The 17,418-nt window shown below is 66.3% G+C and carries 19 protein-coding genes; 8 read left to right on the top strand and 11 right to left on the bottom strand.

Annotation, left to right across the window (positions count from 1 at the left end):
• Positions 1 to 118 precede the first annotated feature (118 nt).
• The gene (locus ACPUD7_RS04870; RefSeq protein WP_135537326.1) at positions 119 to 916 is read right to left on the bottom strand and encodes a DUF3152 domain-containing protein; all 798 of its coding nucleotides are present in this window, start codon (positions 914 to 916) and stop codon (positions 119 to 121) included.
• A 157-nt stretch (positions 917 to 1,073) separates the two neighbouring features.
• Positions 1,074 to 1,742, bottom strand: coding sequence for a VOC family protein (locus ACPUD7_RS04865; protein WP_425119312.1), 669 nt, complete (start codon positions 1,740 to 1,742; stop codon positions 1,074 to 1,076).
• A 482-nt stretch (positions 1,743 to 2,224) separates the two neighbouring features.
• Between ACPUD7_RS04865 and ACPUD7_RS04860 the strand changes: the two genes are divergently transcribed.
• From ACPUD7_RS04860 to ACPUD7_RS04835, 6 genes are read left to right on the top strand one after another with little or no spacing between them, the layout of a single operon-like run.
• Positions 2,225 to 3,934, top strand: a complete 1,710-nt coding sequence (locus tag ACPUD7_RS04860; protein WP_135810894.1) for a TIGR04028 family ABC transporter substrate-binding protein — start codon at positions 2,225 to 2,227, stop codon at positions 3,932 to 3,934.
• Entirely contained in the window at positions 3,931 to 5,028 is a 1,098-nt protein-coding gene (locus tag ACPUD7_RS04855; protein ID WP_135810895.1) for an ABC transporter permease, read from the top strand. The genes ACPUD7_RS04860 and ACPUD7_RS04855 overlap by 4 nt, the downstream gene beginning before the upstream one ends.
• Positions 5,025 to 5,897, top strand: a complete 873-nt coding sequence (locus ACPUD7_RS04850) for an ABC transporter permease (protein ID WP_425119311.1) — start codon at positions 5,025 to 5,027, stop codon at positions 5,895 to 5,897. Before ACPUD7_RS04855 ends, ACPUD7_RS04850 begins: the two co-directional genes overlap by 4 nt.
• A complete protein-coding gene (locus ACPUD7_RS04845; RefSeq protein ID WP_425119310.1) occupies positions 5,894 to 7,588 on the top strand; it encodes a dipeptide ABC transporter ATP-binding protein in 1,695 nt (564 codons plus the stop codon). Before ACPUD7_RS04850 ends, ACPUD7_RS04845 begins: the two co-directional genes overlap by 4 nt.
• Positions 7,589 to 7,593: 5 nt before the next feature.
• Positions 7,594 to 8,646: a putative FMN-dependent luciferase-like monooxygenase gene (locus tag ACPUD7_RS04840; RefSeq protein WP_425119309.1), complete on the top strand. Its 1,053-nt coding sequence runs from the start codon at positions 7,594 to 7,596 to the stop codon at positions 8,644 to 8,646.
• Between the two features lies 1 nt (position 8,647).
• Positions 8,648 to 10,009, top strand: coding sequence for an alkylhydroperoxidase domain protein (locus ACPUD7_RS04835; RefSeq protein WP_425119308.1), 1,362 nt, complete (start codon positions 8,648 to 8,650; stop codon positions 10,007 to 10,009).
• Here the strand turns inward: ACPUD7_RS04835 and ACPUD7_RS04830 are convergent.
• Together ACPUD7_RS04830 and ACPUD7_RS04825 are read right to left on the bottom strand one after the other, a co-directional pair.
• Positions 9,963 to 10,646: a class I SAM-dependent methyltransferase gene (locus ACPUD7_RS04830; protein ID WP_425119307.1), complete on the bottom strand. Its 684-nt coding sequence runs from the start codon at positions 10,644 to 10,646 to the stop codon at positions 9,963 to 9,965. The two genes, ACPUD7_RS04835 and ACPUD7_RS04830, sit on opposite strands and share 47 nt — an antisense overlap.
• Complete coding sequence (locus ACPUD7_RS04825; RefSeq protein WP_425119306.1) at positions 10,646 to 11,611, bottom strand: NAD(P)/FAD-dependent oxidoreductase; 966 nt, start codon at positions 11,609 to 11,611, stop codon at positions 10,646 to 10,648. Before ACPUD7_RS04825 ends, ACPUD7_RS04830 begins: the two co-directional genes overlap by 1 nt.
• Positions 11,612 to 11,724: 113 nt before the next feature.
• On the opposite strand from ACPUD7_RS04825, the gene ACPUD7_RS04820 reads away from it, so the two are divergent.
• Entirely contained in the window at positions 11,725 to 12,321 is a 597-nt protein-coding gene (locus ACPUD7_RS04820) for a helix-turn-helix domain-containing protein (RefSeq protein ID WP_425119305.1), read from the top strand.
• A 35-nt stretch (positions 12,322 to 12,356) separates the two neighbouring features.
• Here the strand turns inward: ACPUD7_RS04820 and ACPUD7_RS04815 are convergent, their stop codons facing one another.
• The 6 genes from ACPUD7_RS04815 to ACPUD7_RS04790 all read right to left on the bottom strand — a co-directional run bounded on the left by ACPUD7_RS04815 (position 12,357) and on the right by ACPUD7_RS04790 (position 16,048).
• Positions 12,357 to 12,776: a DUF779 domain-containing protein gene (locus tag ACPUD7_RS04815; RefSeq protein WP_425119304.1), complete on the bottom strand. Its 420-nt coding sequence runs from the start codon at positions 12,774 to 12,776 to the stop codon at positions 12,357 to 12,359.
• Positions 12,776 to 14,299: an acetaldehyde dehydrogenase ExaC gene (gene exaC, locus ACPUD7_RS04810; protein WP_135537335.1), complete on the bottom strand. Its 1,524-nt coding sequence runs from the start codon at positions 14,297 to 14,299 to the stop codon at positions 12,776 to 12,778. The genes ACPUD7_RS04815 and exaC overlap by 1 nt, the downstream gene beginning before the upstream one ends.
• Before the next feature lie 192 nt (positions 14,300 to 14,491).
• Positions 14,492 to 15,010: a M23 family metallopeptidase gene (locus tag ACPUD7_RS04805; RefSeq protein WP_425119303.1), complete on the bottom strand. Its 519-nt coding sequence runs from the start codon at positions 15,008 to 15,010 to the stop codon at positions 14,492 to 14,494.
• A 104-nt stretch (positions 15,011 to 15,114) separates the two neighbouring features.
• Positions 15,115 to 15,684, bottom strand: coding sequence for a GNAT family N-acetyltransferase (locus tag ACPUD7_RS04800; protein WP_135537336.1), 570 nt, complete (start codon positions 15,682 to 15,684; stop codon positions 15,115 to 15,117).
• The gene (locus ACPUD7_RS04795) at positions 15,681 to 15,908 is read right to left on the bottom strand and encodes a GNAT family N-acetyltransferase (RefSeq protein WP_240689533.1); all 228 of its coding nucleotides are present in this window, start codon (positions 15,906 to 15,908) and stop codon (positions 15,681 to 15,683) included. The genes ACPUD7_RS04800 and ACPUD7_RS04795 overlap by 4 nt, the downstream gene beginning before the upstream one ends.
• Positions 15,878 to 16,048 (bottom strand): hypothetical protein, encoded by a 171-nt coding sequence (locus ACPUD7_RS04790; protein ID WP_240689534.1) that lies wholly within the window; start codon positions 16,046 to 16,048, stop codon positions 15,878 to 15,880. Before ACPUD7_RS04790 ends, ACPUD7_RS04795 begins: the two co-directional genes overlap by 31 nt.
• Positions 16,049 to 16,106: 58 nt before the next feature.
• Here ACPUD7_RS04790 and ACPUD7_RS04785 point away from each other — a divergent pair, with 58 nt between their 5' ends.
• Entirely contained in the window at positions 16,107 to 16,316 is a 210-nt protein-coding gene (locus tag ACPUD7_RS04785; protein WP_135537337.1) for a hypothetical protein, read from the top strand.
• Positions 16,317 to 16,318: 2 nt separating this feature from the next.
• Here the strand turns inward: ACPUD7_RS04785 and ACPUD7_RS04780 are convergent, their stop codons facing one another.
• Positions 16,319 to 17,389 carry an AI-2E family transporter gene (locus ACPUD7_RS04780; protein WP_135537338.1) on the bottom strand — a complete coding sequence of 357 codons (1,071 nt, stop codon included), beginning with the start codon at positions 17,387 to 17,389 and terminating at the stop codon, positions 16,319 to 16,321.
• Between the last annotated feature and the right edge of the window lie 29 nt (positions 17,390 to 17,418).

The following is a 17,418-nucleotide window of genomic DNA, read 5'->3' as shown; positions in this document are numbered from 1 at the left end:
GCCACGGCCCCGATGAGGGGCTGGCGGCCGGGTGGAGCGGACGCGGTCGGACGGTCGGACGGTCGGACGGAGCGGCAGTCGCCTTCACCACGGAGCGGCAGCACAGCCTCAGACGCACTCAGCCTTTCGAGGGCCATCCATTGGGTTCGCAGCCCTGCAGACCTTTGGTCTGCTGCTGCATGAGCGGTGCGGCCTCCCCGGGGCCGGGACAGGACTCGTGACCATGGCCCAGTGCATGTCCGACCTCGTGATTGATGAGGTACTGCCGATACTGGACGATGTCATCGAACTCCTCGGTGGCCGCGACCCAGCGTTTGGCGTTGAGGATGACATTGGGTCCGTTGCGGCACGAGAGTTTGCCCAGGGTGCGCAGTGGCAGGCACATTTCGTCGACGGTGTCGGGGCTGGCGATGGAGATCATCGTGTCCTGCCCCTCGTCGACGAGTTCGATGGAGACATCGTCGATGTCCTGCCAGCCGCGCTCGTCCTGGAGGGTCCTGATGATGAAGTCGCCGGCTTCGTCGACGTCGATGGGCAGGTTGTCTTCGACGCGCAGTGCAACCTTGAAGGTCTTGCCTCCGTCGCGGTTGAGTCCGGTCTCTTCGGCCGGTCGATCCCATTTCCCGCTGCCGTGAGCGTCGATGTCGTCTTCGCTGACTCCTGCCGCGCCGGCGTCATCGACGTTCGCGGTTTCGGTCGGCGCAGGCGACTCCGTCGGGTCGTCGCTCGCCTGGCCGCTTGTCTGGTCACTCGGGCCGGGCGATGCCACGGCAGTCTCGGCTGCCTTCGGGGTCGGCCGGGTCTCCTCGTCTGCGGCGGGCGCACAACCGCTCAAACCGATGAGCAGCGAGACAGCGGCAAGGGAGGTCAGGGCGCGTAGGTGCGAGCGGGAGGCGAGGCGGTTTCGACTGAGCACGCATGCGAGTCTAGCCGCCGCCTCGTCGAGAAACAGGTTGAGTGCCGAAACACGCGTGCACGCGGCAGTGCTTCGGCGCTCATCCCGTGTCTCGACGCCCGGCTTGAGTTTCGACGCCCGGCTTGTGTCTCGGCGCTCCGCTTGTGTTTCGGCGAAATCAGAACTCGAGGACACCGCCGGGGCCGCGCAGCTTCGCCCGCAGGCGGCACTCTGGTCCTTCAAGAACTTCGGCGTCGCCGGCTCCGAGCACCTCGAGCACCTGCCGGGCCGCCTCGGGTTCCGGGGATTCCACATGGAACTCGAGGAGTTCGAGGGTGGGCAGGGCCGCCTCGGCGGGGTGAACCGACTCGGCCCAGTCGATGAGGAACGGCTGCGCACCTGCGTGCGGGAGCGGGGAGCGGGTGGTCAGTCGCCATTCGAGGCGGTCGCCGTCAGCGGTGTCGCGGGCCATGTCCTTGACCTCGCCGAAGTCGATTCCGGCGGAGTTCGCGGCCGCGATCTTTGCGAGGAAGGCCCGCGGGTGGATGGCCCAGGTCTGCAGGGTCAGCCCCGTGGACAGGTGCGCGTCGAGCGGGAGCGTCCCATCAGCGGGCGGTTCCTGCTGCGGGTCGGGCCCGAGGATCTCGAGGTAGGTGCGGGCACCGTCCGGCCAGTGCGCGGGGGCGAGACCGAGCAGGAAGTTCGCGGTCCCCATCCCCGTGTGCGAACCGCCGGAGACAGCACGCAGACCGGTGGCTTCCTCGACGGCGGCGACCCCGGCTTCCAGGTCGGGAACCGTGATGATGAGGTGGTCGAGTTCAGCGGGAATGGTGTTCGGAACGTCCATGATCCACCCGGACCTTTCAAATGAGTGCGTAGACCCTCAGTCTCCCCCGCTTCGACGTCGAGGGCAATGCCGAAGAGGGCGCGGGCCGTGCGAATCGTCGCCGGGGCACCCTTAGGGCCAGCCACCAAGCGAGCAGCATCCCGGGCCTCGGGTGCGTACCGCCCACGAGCTCCGGACGCGCAACGCCCTCGGCGTGCCTCATTCGGACCCGAACCTCGAATTGCTCAACATCTTCTCGAGGGTCGGGTGCGACGATGACCTGATGGTCGAAATCCGAATTGCTCAACATGTCTCAATATGAAGCCCCGGATTGACCGCGATCAGTACGATGCGCTTAACTCGAACCATGCACTTCCACCTCGGGACCCGCTCCGGACATCGCCTCTGCCTGCATTCCATGGCACCGGCAACGTCCGCATATTGTTGAACTATCACACTGACGTTTCGCAATTCCATCTCTCCGGCCCGAAGGACCTCATTCCATGACGGACGACCGTCCCGCCACCTCGACGCGCCACGCTCAGCGTCACCTCGACCGCCGATCGCTCCTCGGACTCGGTCTCGGTTTCGGCACACTGCTCACCCTCAGCGCCTGCACACCACGGGACGCCGGTTCCCTCGCGGACGGCGAACCCGTGCGCGGTGGGGTGCTCACCTACTTCGAACCGCAGACCTGGACGCTGCTCTACCCGCCGTCGGTCGGCTTCTATCCCAACGGCGGAATCATGAACAACATCTCCGCCCGCCTGCTGTGGCAGGACCCGGAGACGCTCGACCTGCACCCCTGGCTGGCCACCGAGCTGCCGGAGATCGACGCCGAGGCCAGGACCTACACCTTCACCATCCGTGAGGGAGTGACCTACTCGGACGGTTCGCCGCTGACTCCGGCGAACGTCGCGAGGAACTTCGACCTCTTCGGCCGTGGCGACGAGTCACGCACCCTGCCGGTGTCCGAACAGATCTCGAACTACGAACGCAGCGAAGTCCTTGATGACCACCGAGTGCGATTCCATTTCTCCGCCCCGTCCCCCGGCTTCGCCCAGGCGACCTCGACGATGAACGCAGGACTGCTCGCCGACTCCACCCTCACCCTCGACGCCGAAGGCTTCGGCCCCGGCGGAGCCACGCAGATCCACACCTGCGGCCCCTTCCACATCACCGCCGAGACGATCGGCACGAAGCTGTCTGTCCGCGCCCGGGAGGACTACGACTGGGCGCCCCCGCACCTGGACCATCAGGGCCGAGCCCACCTCGACGGCATCGACTACCTCGTCAACAACGAATACTCGGTGCGCATCGGAGCCGTGCTCTCCGGGCAGGCCGACGGCGTCCGCGACGTCCAGGCACCGGACGAGTCACGCGTGACCGAGCAGGGACTGCGCCTCTTCGCGAAAGCGACGAACGGGATCAACAACAGCATCAACTTCCGCTTCCGCCACGATCTGCTCGCCGATGTCGACGTCCGGCGGGCGCTCATCGCCGCCATCGACCGCCAGGAGATCGTCGACAAGCTCTTCACCCCGAACTACCCGCTGGCCACCGGGCTGCTGGCCAAGGGCGCGATGGGCTACACGGATCAGTCGGGTTCCTGGGAATACGACCCGGACAGAGCCAACCGACTCCTCGATGAGGCCGGGTGGAGCGAACGCAACGGGCAGGGCTACCGCGTCAAGGACGGGCAGCCGCTGGCCCTGACGGTGAATATCGCACTGCCGCAGCCGCGTTCGAACGAAGTCCAGACCCTCATCCAACAGCAGCTGCGTCGCGTCGGCGTGCGCCTGTCGATCAACCCCGGCGACCAATCGAAGCAGACTCTCGACGCCCTCGACCTCGATACCGTGCAGATCTACCACTCGATGGTTGCCCGTGCCGACTTCGACAACCTGCGCTCGAACTACTCCTCGGTCAACCGCGATGTCTTCCTCAACGGCGCCGACCGCACGGATGCCGCCGACGGTTCGATCGATGCGAAGGTCGACGAACTCCTCGAAGCCCTGGCCTCCGAGCCCGATCATGAGAAACGTCAGCAGGCCGCCGAGGCGGTCCAGAACTACCTCGTCGAGCAGGCCTACGTGCTGCCGTTCTTCGAGGAGCCGCAGGTCTTCGCCTTCCGCCGCCGCGTCCACGGCTTCACCACCGAACCCGTGGGCCGGCCCGACTTCTACAGCACCTGGCTGGCAGGAGAGAAATGATCCTCGACACCCGCTATCTCATCGTCCGCCTGGGCCAAGCGGTCCTGGTCCTCCTCCTCGCGTTCACCGCGGCGTTCATCCTGCTCAGCCTCATCCCCGGCGACGGCGTCACCGCCCGCTTCGCCGATCCCACGTTGGGCCTCTCCCCTGAACAGATCGCCGAGATCCGAGAGGCCACCGGCGCCGACGACTCGTGGTTCGGACGCTATATCACCAGCCTGACCGGATTCCTCACCGGCAACTTCGGCTATTCGGTCCAGACCGGCGCGGCCGTATCGACGATCATCTCCGCGGCCCTGCCCTCGACCGCGGTGCTCGCGATCTCCGGGTTCGTCACCGCCCTCGTCCTCGCCGTACTCATCGCCGTCTTCGCGACCTACGGCCCGGCCACCGGGCCGCTGTCGCGAGTGCGTCGGGTTCTCGACTCGGTGCCCAGTCTCTTCATCTCGATCCCCGTGTTCTGGCTCGGAATCCTGCTCAGCCAGGTCTTCTCCTTCCAGCTCGGAATCGTCTCGGTCGTCGATGCCGGCCCCGCCGAAGCGCTCGTGCTGCCGACCCTGACGGTGGCGGTCCCGCTCTCGGCTCCGATCGCCCAGGTGCTCATCCGCTCCATCACCGAGGTGCAGGCCTCCGGGTTCGTCAAGGTCACCACCGCGAAGGGCGCCTCCGAGCTGTGGCTCCTCGTCCACACCGTCGCCCGCAATGCGGTGCTGCCGGGACTGACGATCATCGGGCTCGTCTTCGGCGAGCTCGTCGCCGGTGCCGTGGTCACCGAAACCGTCTTCGGCCGCAACGGCATCGGACTCATCACCGCCCAGGCGGTGACCCACCGCGACAATCCGATTCTGCTGGCCGTCGTCGTCATCGCCACCTTCGGCTACGTCATCATCAACCTCATCGTCGACCTCCTCTATCCCATCATCGACGTCCGGCTGCGCTCGAAACGCAGCGTCGCCTCGGTGAGCAGGAGCCTGCGCAGTCACGACGGGCCCACACGACGGGCCCTGACGGCAACCGCGGCGAGCGTCGGCGTCGACCTCGACTGGGATGCCGATCCCGCGCCCTCCGGCGAGACGAAGGAGAAGAACGCATGAGCATCACCGATGTCTTCACTCGTGGTCAGGGTGCCGGCCCACACCGTGCCCGCGTGCACGGAGCTCGGACGCGTCCCGGGATTCCCCCGGCCACCGTCGTCTCGGCGCTGGTCCTGCTCATCGCCATCGCCTGGGCCCTCGTCCCCGGCCTGTTCACCCACTACGATCCGAACGACGGCGGGGACACTCCGGCACTGCTGGCACCGAGCCTCGAGCACTGGTTCGGCACCGACCAGACCGGTCGCGATGCCTTCACCCGCGTCGTCTACGGCGCCTCCCAATCCCTGCTGGCTGCTCTCGTGGCGGTCGGTGTCGGATTGGTCCTCGGTACGACGATCGGGCTCATCGCCGGCACCAGACGCGGCTGGCTCGATGATGTGCTCATGCGCCTCGTCGATGTGCTGCTGTCGATTCCCGCGATCCTGCTCAGCCTCTCGATCGTCGTCGTCCTCGGCTTCGGCACGATCAACGCGGCCATCGCCGTCGGCGTCACGGCGATCGCCCAATTCGCCCGTCTCGCCCGCTCCCAGGCGGTGCAGATCAACACGAGCGACTTCGTGGCCGCGGCCTACGGCTCCGGCGGCACATTCTTCTCCGTCCTCGTCCGCCACATCCTCCCGAATTCGATCTCTCCGGTGCTGTCGCTGGCGGTGCTGCAGATCGGATCCGCGATCCTCCAGATCTCAACACTCGGGTTCCTCGGCTACGGCACCCCGCCGCCGACCCCCGAATGGGGCCTCATCATCGCCGAGGGCCGCAATTTCGTGGCCACCGCATGGTGGCTGACCGTGCTGCCCGGCATCGTGGTCATGGCCATCGTGCTCGCCACCCATCAGATCGGCAACACCCTGCGAAAGGTGACATCATGACCGGGTCTTCGCTGCTGCGCATCGACGGGCTCTCCGTCGACTACACCCACCGAGGCGGCCCTTCCGTCCCGGCCGTGAGCGAGCTCGATCTCGTGGTCCGCCCCGGCTCGATGACGGCCGTGGTCGGCGAATCCGGTTCGGGGAAGTCGACGACGGCCAGCGCCGTCATCGGCCTGCTCCCGTCCTCGGCGCGGGTCACGGCCGGGCGGATCCGCCTCGGCGATCTCGATCTGCTGTCGTTGGGCGCTGCCGGGTGGCGGGGTGTGCGCGGGACGCAGATCGGCTACGTCCCGCAGGACCCTGGGTCCTCGCTCAACCCGCTGCAGACCATCGGGAAGTCCGTCGCCGAGGCGCTGCGCATCCACCGTCGTGCGAACCGGGCAGAGGCCCGCGCCCAGGTCATCGAGCTGCTGGCACGGGTCGGCATCGACCGGCCGGAGAAACGGGCCGACCAGTTCCCGCATGAACTCTCCGGCGGGATGCGGCAACGGGTGCTCATCGCCGCGGCCATCGCACTGCGCCCGCGCCTGCTCATCGCCGACGAACCGACTTCGGCGCTCGATGTGACCGTGCAGAAGCAGGTCCTCGACCTTCTCGACCAGCTGCGGGCCGAGACCGGGATGGGCGTCCTCTTCATCACCCACGACCTCGCCGTCGCCGGGGAGCGAGCCGACGAACTCGCCGTCATGCACGGCGGGCTCATCGTCGAGTCGGGCCCGGCCGGTCGGGTCTTCTCCCACCCCTCCACCGAGTACGCCTCCCGCCTCATCACCGATGCCCCAGCCCTGCAGACGAAGGCCCGCCCTGCCCTCGCCGAGGCGGCCGCGCGGTCTGCACACCCGTTCGTCTCCGTCGAATCACTCACCCACGTCTTCGACCGCACCGGGGATCAGGTCTCCGGTGTCGAAGACGTGGACTTCACGGTGGCCCGCGGCACCACCCACGGCATCGTCGGCGAATCGGGTTCAGGCAAGACGACCACGGGCAAGGCCCTGGCCGGTTTCCTCACACCCCAGTCCGGGCAGCTGCGCATCGGCGACTTCGACGCCGCCGAGTTCGGGCGGGGCCGTCCCTCCCGGCAGCGGCGGCGAGAGTTCCGGCGCACCGTCCAGCTCGTGCATCAGAACCCATTCTCCGCGCTCGATCCCAAGCATTCGATCCGCTCGACCCTGACAGAGCCTCTGCGCAACTTCCGCCTCGGCGATCGCGCCTCCCGGCCCCGGCTCGTCGCCGAGGCGATGGACCGGGTGGCGCTGCCGGCTGACTTCCTCGACCGCCGTCCCGCCGAACTCTCCGGCGGGCAGCTGCAGCGGGTCGCGATCGCCCGCGCCCTCATCGTCGAACCCGAGCTCGTCGTCTTCGATGAAGCGGTTTCGGCTCTCGACGTCACCGTGCAGGCACAGATCCTCACCCTGCTCGACGATCTGCAGAGCCAGCTCGACCTCACCTACGTCTTCATCTCCCACGACCTCGCCGTCATCCGTCAGATCGCTGATACGGTATCCGTGATGTCGCGCGGGCATCTCATGGAGACCGGCCCGACCGAGGAGATCTTCGCCCGCCCGCGCACGTCCTACACGCGGAGTCTGCTCGACGCGATCCCCCGTCCCGCGACACTGTCGTCGGACTCACCACCCGCGGACGATCGACCGCTCACCCCGACCCTGCTCACCACGGCAGCAGAAAGCTGAGACCCATGACCAGTCACCCCACCGACCATCAGGCGACGGGCCCGAAACTCGGATTCTTCACCCGCCTGCTCGAGGACGCCCCGGCCGCGCAACGCTACCGCTTCGCCCTCGAGCAGATCGAGACGGCCGAGGACTTCGGCTTCCATTCCGCCTGGGTCGCTCAACACCACTTCTCCGCGACCGAAGGCGGCCTCCCCTCCCCGCTCGTCTTCCTCTCCCACGCAGCCGCCCGAACCCGTCGGATCCGACTGGGCACCGCGATCATCACCTTGCCGATGGAGAATGCGGTCCGTGTGGCCGAAGACGCCGCCGTCCTCGACGAACTCTCGGTCGGACGGCTCGAGATCGGCCTGGGGTCGGGCGGAAATCCGAAGTCCTTCCCCGCCTTCGGCACGAGCTTCGAGGAACGTCGGGAGACGTTCGCCGACAATCTCGCGACCCTGCGCACCCTGTTCGCCGGCGGGCCGCTTCCCACCGCACACCGGCTCTACCCCGCCTCGAGTCCCGACCGGGCGAATCTCGACCGGCGACTGTGGCAGGCGACCTTCTCTTCGGGCGGGGCCGGGGCGGCCGGTGCCGCCGGGGACGGGCTTATGCTCTCGCGGACGCAGCCGCGTCCGCAGGACGATCCCGGGGCCCGCCTCGACGAGGTGCAGCTGCCCGTCATCGACACCTATCTCTCCCAGCTGCCCGACGGGGTCGAACCGCGCATCCTCGCCTCCCGCACTGCCGTGGTCGCCGATGCCGCAGACCTGCCGCGGCTGCGAGAGATCACCGAACCGGCGCTGCGGGCCGAGGCCGACCGCCTCGTCGGCTATGACACCTCAGGGCTGAGCCTCGACGAGCTCCTCGAGGCCACCGACACCTTCCTCGGCACGCCCGAGCAGGTGAGCGAACGGCTCCACCGTGACCGCGTTCTCGACCGGGCCACGGACGTCAGTTTCCAGGTGCATTCGGTGCCGGCGACGAATGAGACCGCTCTGCGATCGATCGAACTGCTCGCCACCGAGGTGGCCCCCGCCCTGGGATTCGCCGTGACCAAGGAGCGGGTGCACTGAGATGGCCGACATCATCAACCTCCTCGCGGGGATCGCTGCGAACGATCCTCTCGATGCCCTCCTTGACCACCGGGCCCAGGCCAAGGAGAACGCACAGCTGAGCTTCGAAGCGCTGCTCGAACCGGCTGATCCGGCCGAAGTGAGCTACCGCGACCGCTACGCGGTCGCTGCCTTCACTGCAGGCCTGCTCGGGGCTCCGCGCGCCGAGGAGTTCTACCGTGATCTGCTCCGCGATGAAGACGAGTCCGCGTCGTGGGCGGTCGCCGAACTCCTCGACGATGCGACCGCGGCTGCGGGTGCGGGAGCGGCTGCGGGACCCGGCCCGGACGACGAGTCCGATTCGGCTGCGATGTCCGGCGTGCACGGACCGTACGGCATCTACGAATCCTCGGCTCTGGCACAGGAGAGCGTCCCGGGTCCGTGGCTCGCCGCGCGAGAGGCGACGGCGGACCGTCTCGGCGAGAAGCTCGTGGCCGGACTCGAATTCGCTCATCTGCTCGTGCTCCATCCGCGCGATTGCCGTCCCGGGCATCTCGCGCTCCTGCTCGAGGCAGGATGGGACGAGGACGGCATCGTCACCCTCGCCCAGCTCGTGTCGTTCCTCAATTTCCAGATCCGCATCAGCACCGGTCTGGCAGCACTGACCAGTGCGACTCCGACGCCGGACGTTCCCGCACCTCGGACTCCGGGCTCGTCGGACGACACCTCCACCTCGGCACAGGTGGAGCGGGCACTGAGCCACGTCGGGGACCGGGTGAAGACCCATCCGACTCTCACACGGCCCGAGCTGTTCCAGCAGGCCGGGCTCGGCTGGGTGCCGTGGATCGCCCCCGTCGCCGAGGCGGATCTCACCGATGCCCAACGTGATGCCCTCGTCGAGGCGGGACGGGCGAAGAACCCCTATTTCCGTCTCCTCGCCCGCGATCCGGCAGCGTTGAAAGCGCGCACACTGACCGATTTCGACATCTTCTTCAACACCACTGACGGTGTGGGTCGGGCCGAACGCGAACTCGCGGCCACTGCGGCCTCGCGGCTCAACGGCTGCCTCTTCTGCGCCTCGATCCACGCGGATCGGGCCACCGAGGAATCGGGCCGACGGGATCTCGTGCAGCGGCTGCTCGATGAGGGCATCGGTACGACGTCCCGCCTCGGCGATCCGGTGTGGGATGCCGTCGTCGATGCCTCGGTTGCGCTCACGCTGACCCCGCAGTCCTTCGGACCCGATCACGTTGCCACGCTGCGTCAGGCCGGGCTCGACGACGCGGACATCATCGATGTCCTCGGCTGCGCGGCGTTCTTCAATTGGGCGAATCGCCTCATGCTCTCTCTCGGTGAGCCGGAGCTGCTGAAGCCGGGGAAGTGAGACGGACGACGACATCGTCGACGGTGGTCGGGTGACCGCTGGGGCCGAGGATCGTCCGTCGGGATTCCTCGGCGGTCATGACCGTCCATTCGTCAGGGTCGAAGCGGGCCGTGATGGAGGCGGCGGTCGCTGAGGCCTCGACCGGCGGCGCGGTATGCCCGTGCTCGTCGTGGTTGTGGTTCTTCGGACTCTGGCCGTGGTCGTGATGGAGGTGGCCGACGATGAGCAGTGTTCCGCCCGGTGCCACCCAGGACGCGATCCGGTCGTAGAACTCCAGCTGCGGAATCGCCGGGTGCGCGTAGTGGGTGGTGACGAGGTCGAACCGGGTCTCCGGCTGCCAAGCGGACAGGTCTGCCCGGACCCAGCGGATGTGGCGCTCCAGTCCGAGGGCCGCAGCCCGGTCCTGAGCCGTGTCCAAGGCCGTGTCGGAGATGTCCGCGCCGGTGACATTCCACCCCTGGCTCGCGAGCCAGAGCGCTTCCGTGCCGGCTCCGCAACCTGCGTCGAGCGCGGTTCCCGGTTCGAGTTCGCTGACTTGGTCGATCAGGTGCGGATTCGGGTCCCCGGAGCTCATCATCGCCCCGCGCTCTCCGCTCCAGGTGCCTTCCCAGTAGTCCTTGTCGAATGAGTGCGTCATCAGCCGACCCTTCCTGCTCGCCAAGCCTCCAGCTGCTCCACGGCCAAGTCGAGGTCCTCGTTGATGAGAATGGAGTTGATGTGCTGGGCGGCGAGCGCTCCTGCGGCCGCGGCTCCACTGACCTGAGCGCCGATGTCGGTGGCGTTGCCGGCCGCCCAGACTCCGGGCATCGCGGTCTGTCCGAAGGCGTCGGTCTCGATGAACGCGCCGGCCGGGTGCGAGGTGGGTTCGAGGCCGATGCCGGAGAACAGCTCTGATCGGGCGACCATCGGCGTGGCCACGACGGCGGCATCGACGGCGACGACATTCCCGTCGTCGAGACGCACGCCAGTGAGGCGGTCCTCGACGATCTCGAGACTGTCGATGCCGCCGTCGATGACGGGAATGTCGAGAGCCTCGAGTTTCGTCTGCTCGTCCTCGGTCAGCCGGTGGTCGCCGGCGAAGAGCATGACATTCGCACTCCACTGTCGGAACAGGAACGCCTTGTGGACTGCCATCGGGTCGGTGACCAACACTCCGATGCGGCTGTCGCGGACCTCCCAGCCGTGGCAGTACGGGCAATGGAGCACTCCGTGTCCCCACTGTTCGCGCACCCCGGGGATCGCGGGCAGCTCGTCGACCAGCCCGGTCGCGATGAGCAGGGTCCTGCTCCTGATCGGACCGGCTCCGCTCAGGTTGAGTGTGAATCCGGTGTCATCACGCGTGACGCCGATGCCCTCGTCATCGACGATCTCCCCGCCGTATCCGCGGACCTCCTCACGTCCCCGCGCCAGCAGCCGGTCGGGGCGGATGCCTTCGTGGCCAAGCAGCCCGTGGACCGCTTCTGCCGGTGCGTTGCGAGGCTGTCCCGCATCGACGAGTGTCACCGCCCGACGTGCGCGGACCAGGGTCAGTGCGGCGCTCAGTCCTGCCGCTCCTGCTCCGATGATGACGACGTCTCGGAGAGCGTCGGTGTCTTCTGCCATGATCTCGTCCTCCCGATCGTTCCGGGACCGCCGCTCTGGCACCCGGATGTTCCGATCATGACGAGACCTGAGCGGTATTGCAATTGGATTTTCCGAATGGCAAACTCAGGGTCATGGATGATCCGATGAATCGCACTCTCGATGCCGTGGGGCCACGGCTGAAGCAGCTGCGTCAGCGCCGCGACATCACGTTGAGTGACCTTGCCGCCGAGACGGGAATCTCGATCAGCACACTGTCTCGGCTCGAAGCCGGCCACCGACGCCCCACGCTCGAACAGCTGCTGCCCCTGGCACGCGCCTTCGGAGCCACTCTCGACGAACTCGTCGACGCCCCGCCGACCGGCGACCCGCGCGTGAATATGCGCCCGATCCCTACCCGCGACGGGCGGACGATCCTTCCGCTGACACGACGGGCGGGAGGCATCCAGGCCTACAAGTTCATCCTCCCCACCGGATCAGACGATGCCGAGCCCGAGCTGCGCACCCATGAGGGCTACGACTGGGCGTTCGTCCTCAACGGCCGGCTCCGGCTCGTCCTCGGAGAGCACGACCTCATCCTCGAGCCCGGGGAGGCCGCAGAGTTCGACACCCGCACCCCGCACTGGTTCGGAGCCACCAGCTCAGGGCCGGTCGAGTTCCTCAGCCTCGTCGGCAAGCAGGGCGAACGCGCCCACGTCAGGGCGGCTCCGAAGCGGGCCGACTCCGTGTAGCGTCGGCACCCGCCCGCTTGCCCCCGAGTCTCAGCTCAGGCGACGTCCATGAGCGTCGAGCGGATGATGAAGCGGTTGCCCGTCGGTGATTCGACGCTGAAGCCGCCTCCTCGTCCCGGCACCACATCGATGGTCAGATGCGTGTGCTTCCAGTACTCGAACTGCTCGGTCGACATCCAGAAGTCCAGTCCGGCCTTCTCGGAATCCTCGATGGGCAATTCGAAGTGGCCCAGCAGGACGTCGGCCTCCGACGTGAGGAAGTCCCCTTCGGGGAAGCACATCGGCGACGACCCGTCACAGCATCCGCCGGACTGATGGAACATGAGCTGCCCGTGCTTGTCGACGAGGCCGGCGAGCAGGTCGACGGCGGCTTGAGTCATCGCCACTCGCGATCTCTCTTCGCCTTCGATCGTCGGTGTCGATTCGAGAACGGCTGTTTCGGCTGTATCACTCATCAGAAGAATCCTTGTGCGCTTTCGGAGTAGCTGACCAGCAGGTTCTTCGTCTGCTGGTAGTGGTCGAGCATCATCTTGTGGTTCTCGCGGCCGATGCCCGAGGACTTGTATCCGCCGAAGGCCGCGTGGGCCGGGTAGGCGTGGAAGTTATTCACCCACACACGGCCGGCTTGGATGTCACGTCCGGCCCGGTAGGCGGTGTTGCCGGTGCGCGACCAGACTCCGGCACCGAGGCCGTAGAGGGTGTCATTGGCGATCGAGATCGCATCGTCGTAGTCGGAGAACGAAGTCAGGGCGACGACCGGACCGAAGATCTCCTCCTGGAAGACACGCATCGTGTTCGTGCCTTTGAAGATCGTCGGCTGGATGTAGAAGCCGCCGGCGAGGTCTCCGTCGAGTTCGGCCTTGTCGCCGCCGATGAGCACCTCGGCGCCTTCGTCTCGGCCGATCTTGAGGTAGGACATGATCTTCTCGAACTGGTCGTTCGAGGCCTGTGCACCGACCTGGGTGTCGGTGTCGAGCGGATTGCCCTGCTTGATGGCGCGTACGCGTTCGACGCCGGCGGCCACGAAGTCGTCGAAGATCGAGTCCTGGACGAGCGCACGGGATGGGCAGGTGCAGACCTCTCCCTGGTTGAGCGCGAACATCGCGAATCCTTCGAGGGCTTTGTCCCGGTAGCTGTCATCGGCGTCCATGACGTCGTCGAAGAAGATGTTCGGTGACTTGCCGCCGAGCTCCAGGGTCACCGGGATGATGTTCTGCGAGGCGTACTGCATGATCAGTCGACCGGTCGTCGTCTCACCGGTAAACGCGACCTTGCGAATGCGCTTGTTCGACGCCAGGGGCTTTCCGGCCTCGACTCCGAAGCCGTTGATGATGTTGAGGACTCCGGCCGGCAGCAGGTCACCGATGAGTTCGGCGAGGACGAGGATCGACGCCGGAGTCTGCTCCGCAGGTTTGAGGACGACGCAGTTGCCGGCGGCGAGCGCCGGGGCCAGCTTCCAGGTCGCCATGAGCAGAGGGAAGTTCCAGGGGATGATCTGTCCGACGACGCCGAGGGGTTCCTGGAAGTGGTAGGCAACGGTGTCGTCGTCGATCTGCGAGATTCCGCCCTCCTGCGCCCTGATCGCCGAGGCGAAATAGCGGAAGTGGTCGACGGCCAGCGGCAGGTCCGCGGCCAACGGTTCGCGGATGCCCTTGCCGTTGTCCCAGGTCTCGGCGACGGCGAGCATCTCGAGGTTGTTCTCGATCCGGTCGGCGATCTTGAGCAGGATGTTCGCCCGCTCCGTGGTCGAGGTCTTGCCCCAGGCCGGGGCCGCCGCCCAGGCCGCGTCGAGGGCGGTCTCGACATCGTCTGCCGTGGAGCTGGGGATCTCTGTGAACACCTGGCCGGTGACGGGGGTGATGTTCTCGAAGTAGTTGCCGTCCTTCGGCGGCACCCACTCTCCGCCGATGTAGTTCTCATAGCGCGATTTGAACGTGATGAGAGAACCGTCGGTTCCGGGTGCTGAGTAGACTGCCATGACACTCCTTCGTGTGAGTCCATCCGCTCGGATTCCTCTGTCACGCCCGATGCACTGACCGGCGTCCACCGAGTCGATGGATAACGTCCTCTCACCATAGGCCGGACTGTCCGACGGGACAATAGGTCGGCGGTTCTCGGCAGAGAGTTCGTCCGCAGGCAGAACGGTGCTCTGCACGTGTCTCCTCGCGCCTCAGACCGCGATGATCGAACCGTTTGAGGGCAGGGACCCTCTGAACGATATTCGCCGAGCGGCGGCTCGCTCGATATCGGAGCCGTCGAGCGCTTGAACGTGCAGATGAGGTTCCGTGCTGTTGCCCGAGTTCCCGCAGCGGCCGATCTCCTGACCGACATGCACATCCTGACCCGGTCGAACCCGAGCACTGCCCCGCTGCAGATGGCACAGAGCCACGATTCCACCGGAGCTCTTGATCATCACATGGTTTCCGGCCAGCGCCCGCCACCCCGCTTCGGCACGCCTGCGCTGAGTCAGCGCATAGCCGAGTGAGGGCAGGCCCCGATAGGCAGGATGATCGAATTCGGAATCGTGGACGGTCATCACCGTGCCATCGGTCGGGGCGAGCACGGAACGGCCGAAGCCTGTGAAATTCTCTGGAGGCTCAGACCGCACCAGCGATCCGAGAGTGAAGACCGCCGACCTCCCTGCATCGTCGACCGGTACGAAGTCGATGCTGAAGGAGGTCGCGAACATCGTTGTACCATGACTCGGCACGCGATCGGCCGGGCTGTTCTGTACCAGCCAACGACCGGTGAAGGGGAACTCCAGGTCGAGACTTGCCGCTTCCATCGGATCCGTCATCGTCCGCGTCCAGTTCGCCGAATGGCAGCATAGAGAACCATATCCCTGCGCTCCCTGCCGATCATCTGATGGCCTGCCAGCACGCCTTCTCGCACGTAACCGGCGTGTTCTGCCGTTCGCAGTGACGAGACATTCCACGGTTCTATGAAGAGTGTGACTCTGTACAGACCAGGAATCGTCCACGCGAATTCGGTCAGCAGTGCCAGCGCCTCGCTCGCAAGTCCCTGTTTCCTCTGCGAAGGAACGATCGCATACCCTGCAGTCGCGCGCCCTTCCCCCAGCTCCTTCAGCCACAAGCCGCAATGACCGACAGCGTCGTCATCCGTCCGTCTGGCTATCGTGAATGAGAAACCGGTTCCCTCGCGATTCCTCTTCTGCTGGCGACTCAGCCACGCCTTCGCCTGCTGCTCCGTCGCGCAGCTCGGCAGCGATCCCGTCAGAGGCACATAGGGATCGGTCGAGAGTTCACGCGCCATTGCACTGTCTCGCGCTTCCACCGCTCGCAGGCGAACTCGACCACGAGCAGGAGACGTCGCCGGCCAGGGCGGAATTGCGGAGCTCGTCATATCAGCGGCTTGACCATGATCAGGCAGGGCGTGCTTTCGCCCCACAGGTCGGTCTCCTCGAGCGAAATGAATCCCGCCGTCTCGTAGAAGTGCCGGGTTCGCGCATAGTTCGCATCGCTGTGCGAAAACCCGAGAGTCTTCACTTGCAGCAATTTCACCCCACGCTTCCGGGCATCGGCACTGATCGCCCGCATCATCGCCGTCCCGACCCCCGCACCGTCCATGTCTCCATGGTGCGTGCCTCGTCGATGTATTCTGCATTCGATTCGGGCCTGCCGAACCATTCCGGCACGGTCGCAAGCAGACGCTCCACATCCTCGGGGACCGCTTCGTCGCGGTGTGCCGCCCATCGTGTCTGAGCCATGATCCCCATCTTAGGTGCGACACAGAACCGTCAACTCTGCGTTGTTAGACTCACGTCCATGAGTGAGCCCCAAAGCCCCGTCCTCCGTCTGATCCCGTATCTCGCGGCGATCACCGCGGCCGTCTTCATCACACTGCCGCGTCTCGGCGGCGACGGGGATCTGCTCATCAACCTCGTCTTCGGGGCCGTGGCGTATTTCGCCGCGTACTACATCGTCAAGCTCATCATCCACGTCATCGTCACCCGCATCGACGATGATCCTTCCTGACCCTACTTCTTCGCCTGCGCGGGCACGACGACCTTGCGGATGACGATGAGCGCCGAGGCGGCCACCGGCACCGCGACGACCGCACCGAGCACACCGCCGAGGGTTCCGCCGGCGATCGCTGCGATGATGACGAGCGCTCCGGGCACGTCGACAGCGGCCTTCATGATGCGCGGGCTGAGCAGATAGGCCTCGACCTGCATGTAGACGAGGTAGTAGATGCCTGCGGCGATGCCGAGCCCCGGCGAGACCATGAGGCACGATGCCGTGATGATGATCGCACCCGCGATTGGGCCGACGAGCGGAATGAGCGAGGCGAGGAACGCGATGAAGGCGAGCAGCGCCGGCAGGGGCGCGCCGATGATGGACAGGAAGATCGCCGAGCACACACCGTTGACGATTCCCAGGGACAGCTGGCCGAGGACGTAGCGTCCGATGGAGCGGGTGACCTCCTCGGTGACGGATTCGACCGTCGGCCGCGAGGAGGCCGCAACCAGGGAGAACATTGCGGATTTGATCGTCGGCATCGTCACGGCGAAGTAGATGGTGAGGATGACGACGATGATCACGCCGGTGAGGAAACTGAGGATCCCCGCCCCGATCGACACGACACCGCCGCCGACGGAGAGCACATTCTTCGGATCCGAGACCCATGCGCCGATGTTCGCAAACACCGCATCGATGTCGATCGCACCGGTGAACTGCTTTTCGAGTTCCGTCACCCACCCCGTCGCCGCGAGGTTCGCCACGATCCCGGGCAGATCCGCGATGAACGTCTGGATCTGACTGATCACGGCCGGGGCGATTAGCAGCGCCACCCCGACGACGATGAGGATGAAGGCTGCGACGACGATGAGGACCGCCAGCGAGCGCGGCACCTTGCGTGCGACGAACCACTGCACGATCGGGTCGAGTCCGAGGGCGAGGAACAGTGCCAGACCGACGTAGATGAGCAGGGTTGCCACGGACTGCAGCGCCGTCATCAGCGCGATCGCCAGTCCCACACCCAGAGCGCCGGTGAAGCCGACCCGGAATGCGTTGTTGAGTGTCAGGGATTTGCCCTGCCCAGTGCCCATGACCTCAAGTGTAACCAGCGATCATGCGC

The organism is Brevibacterium sp. FAM 24630, from assembly GCF_049804075.1.
GTDB lineage: Bacteria > Actinomycetota > Actinomycetes > Actinomycetales > Brevibacteriaceae > Brevibacterium.
The sequence above is the reverse complement of the archived record's forward strand: the minus strand, read 5'-3'. Positions and strand labels throughout refer to the sequence as shown.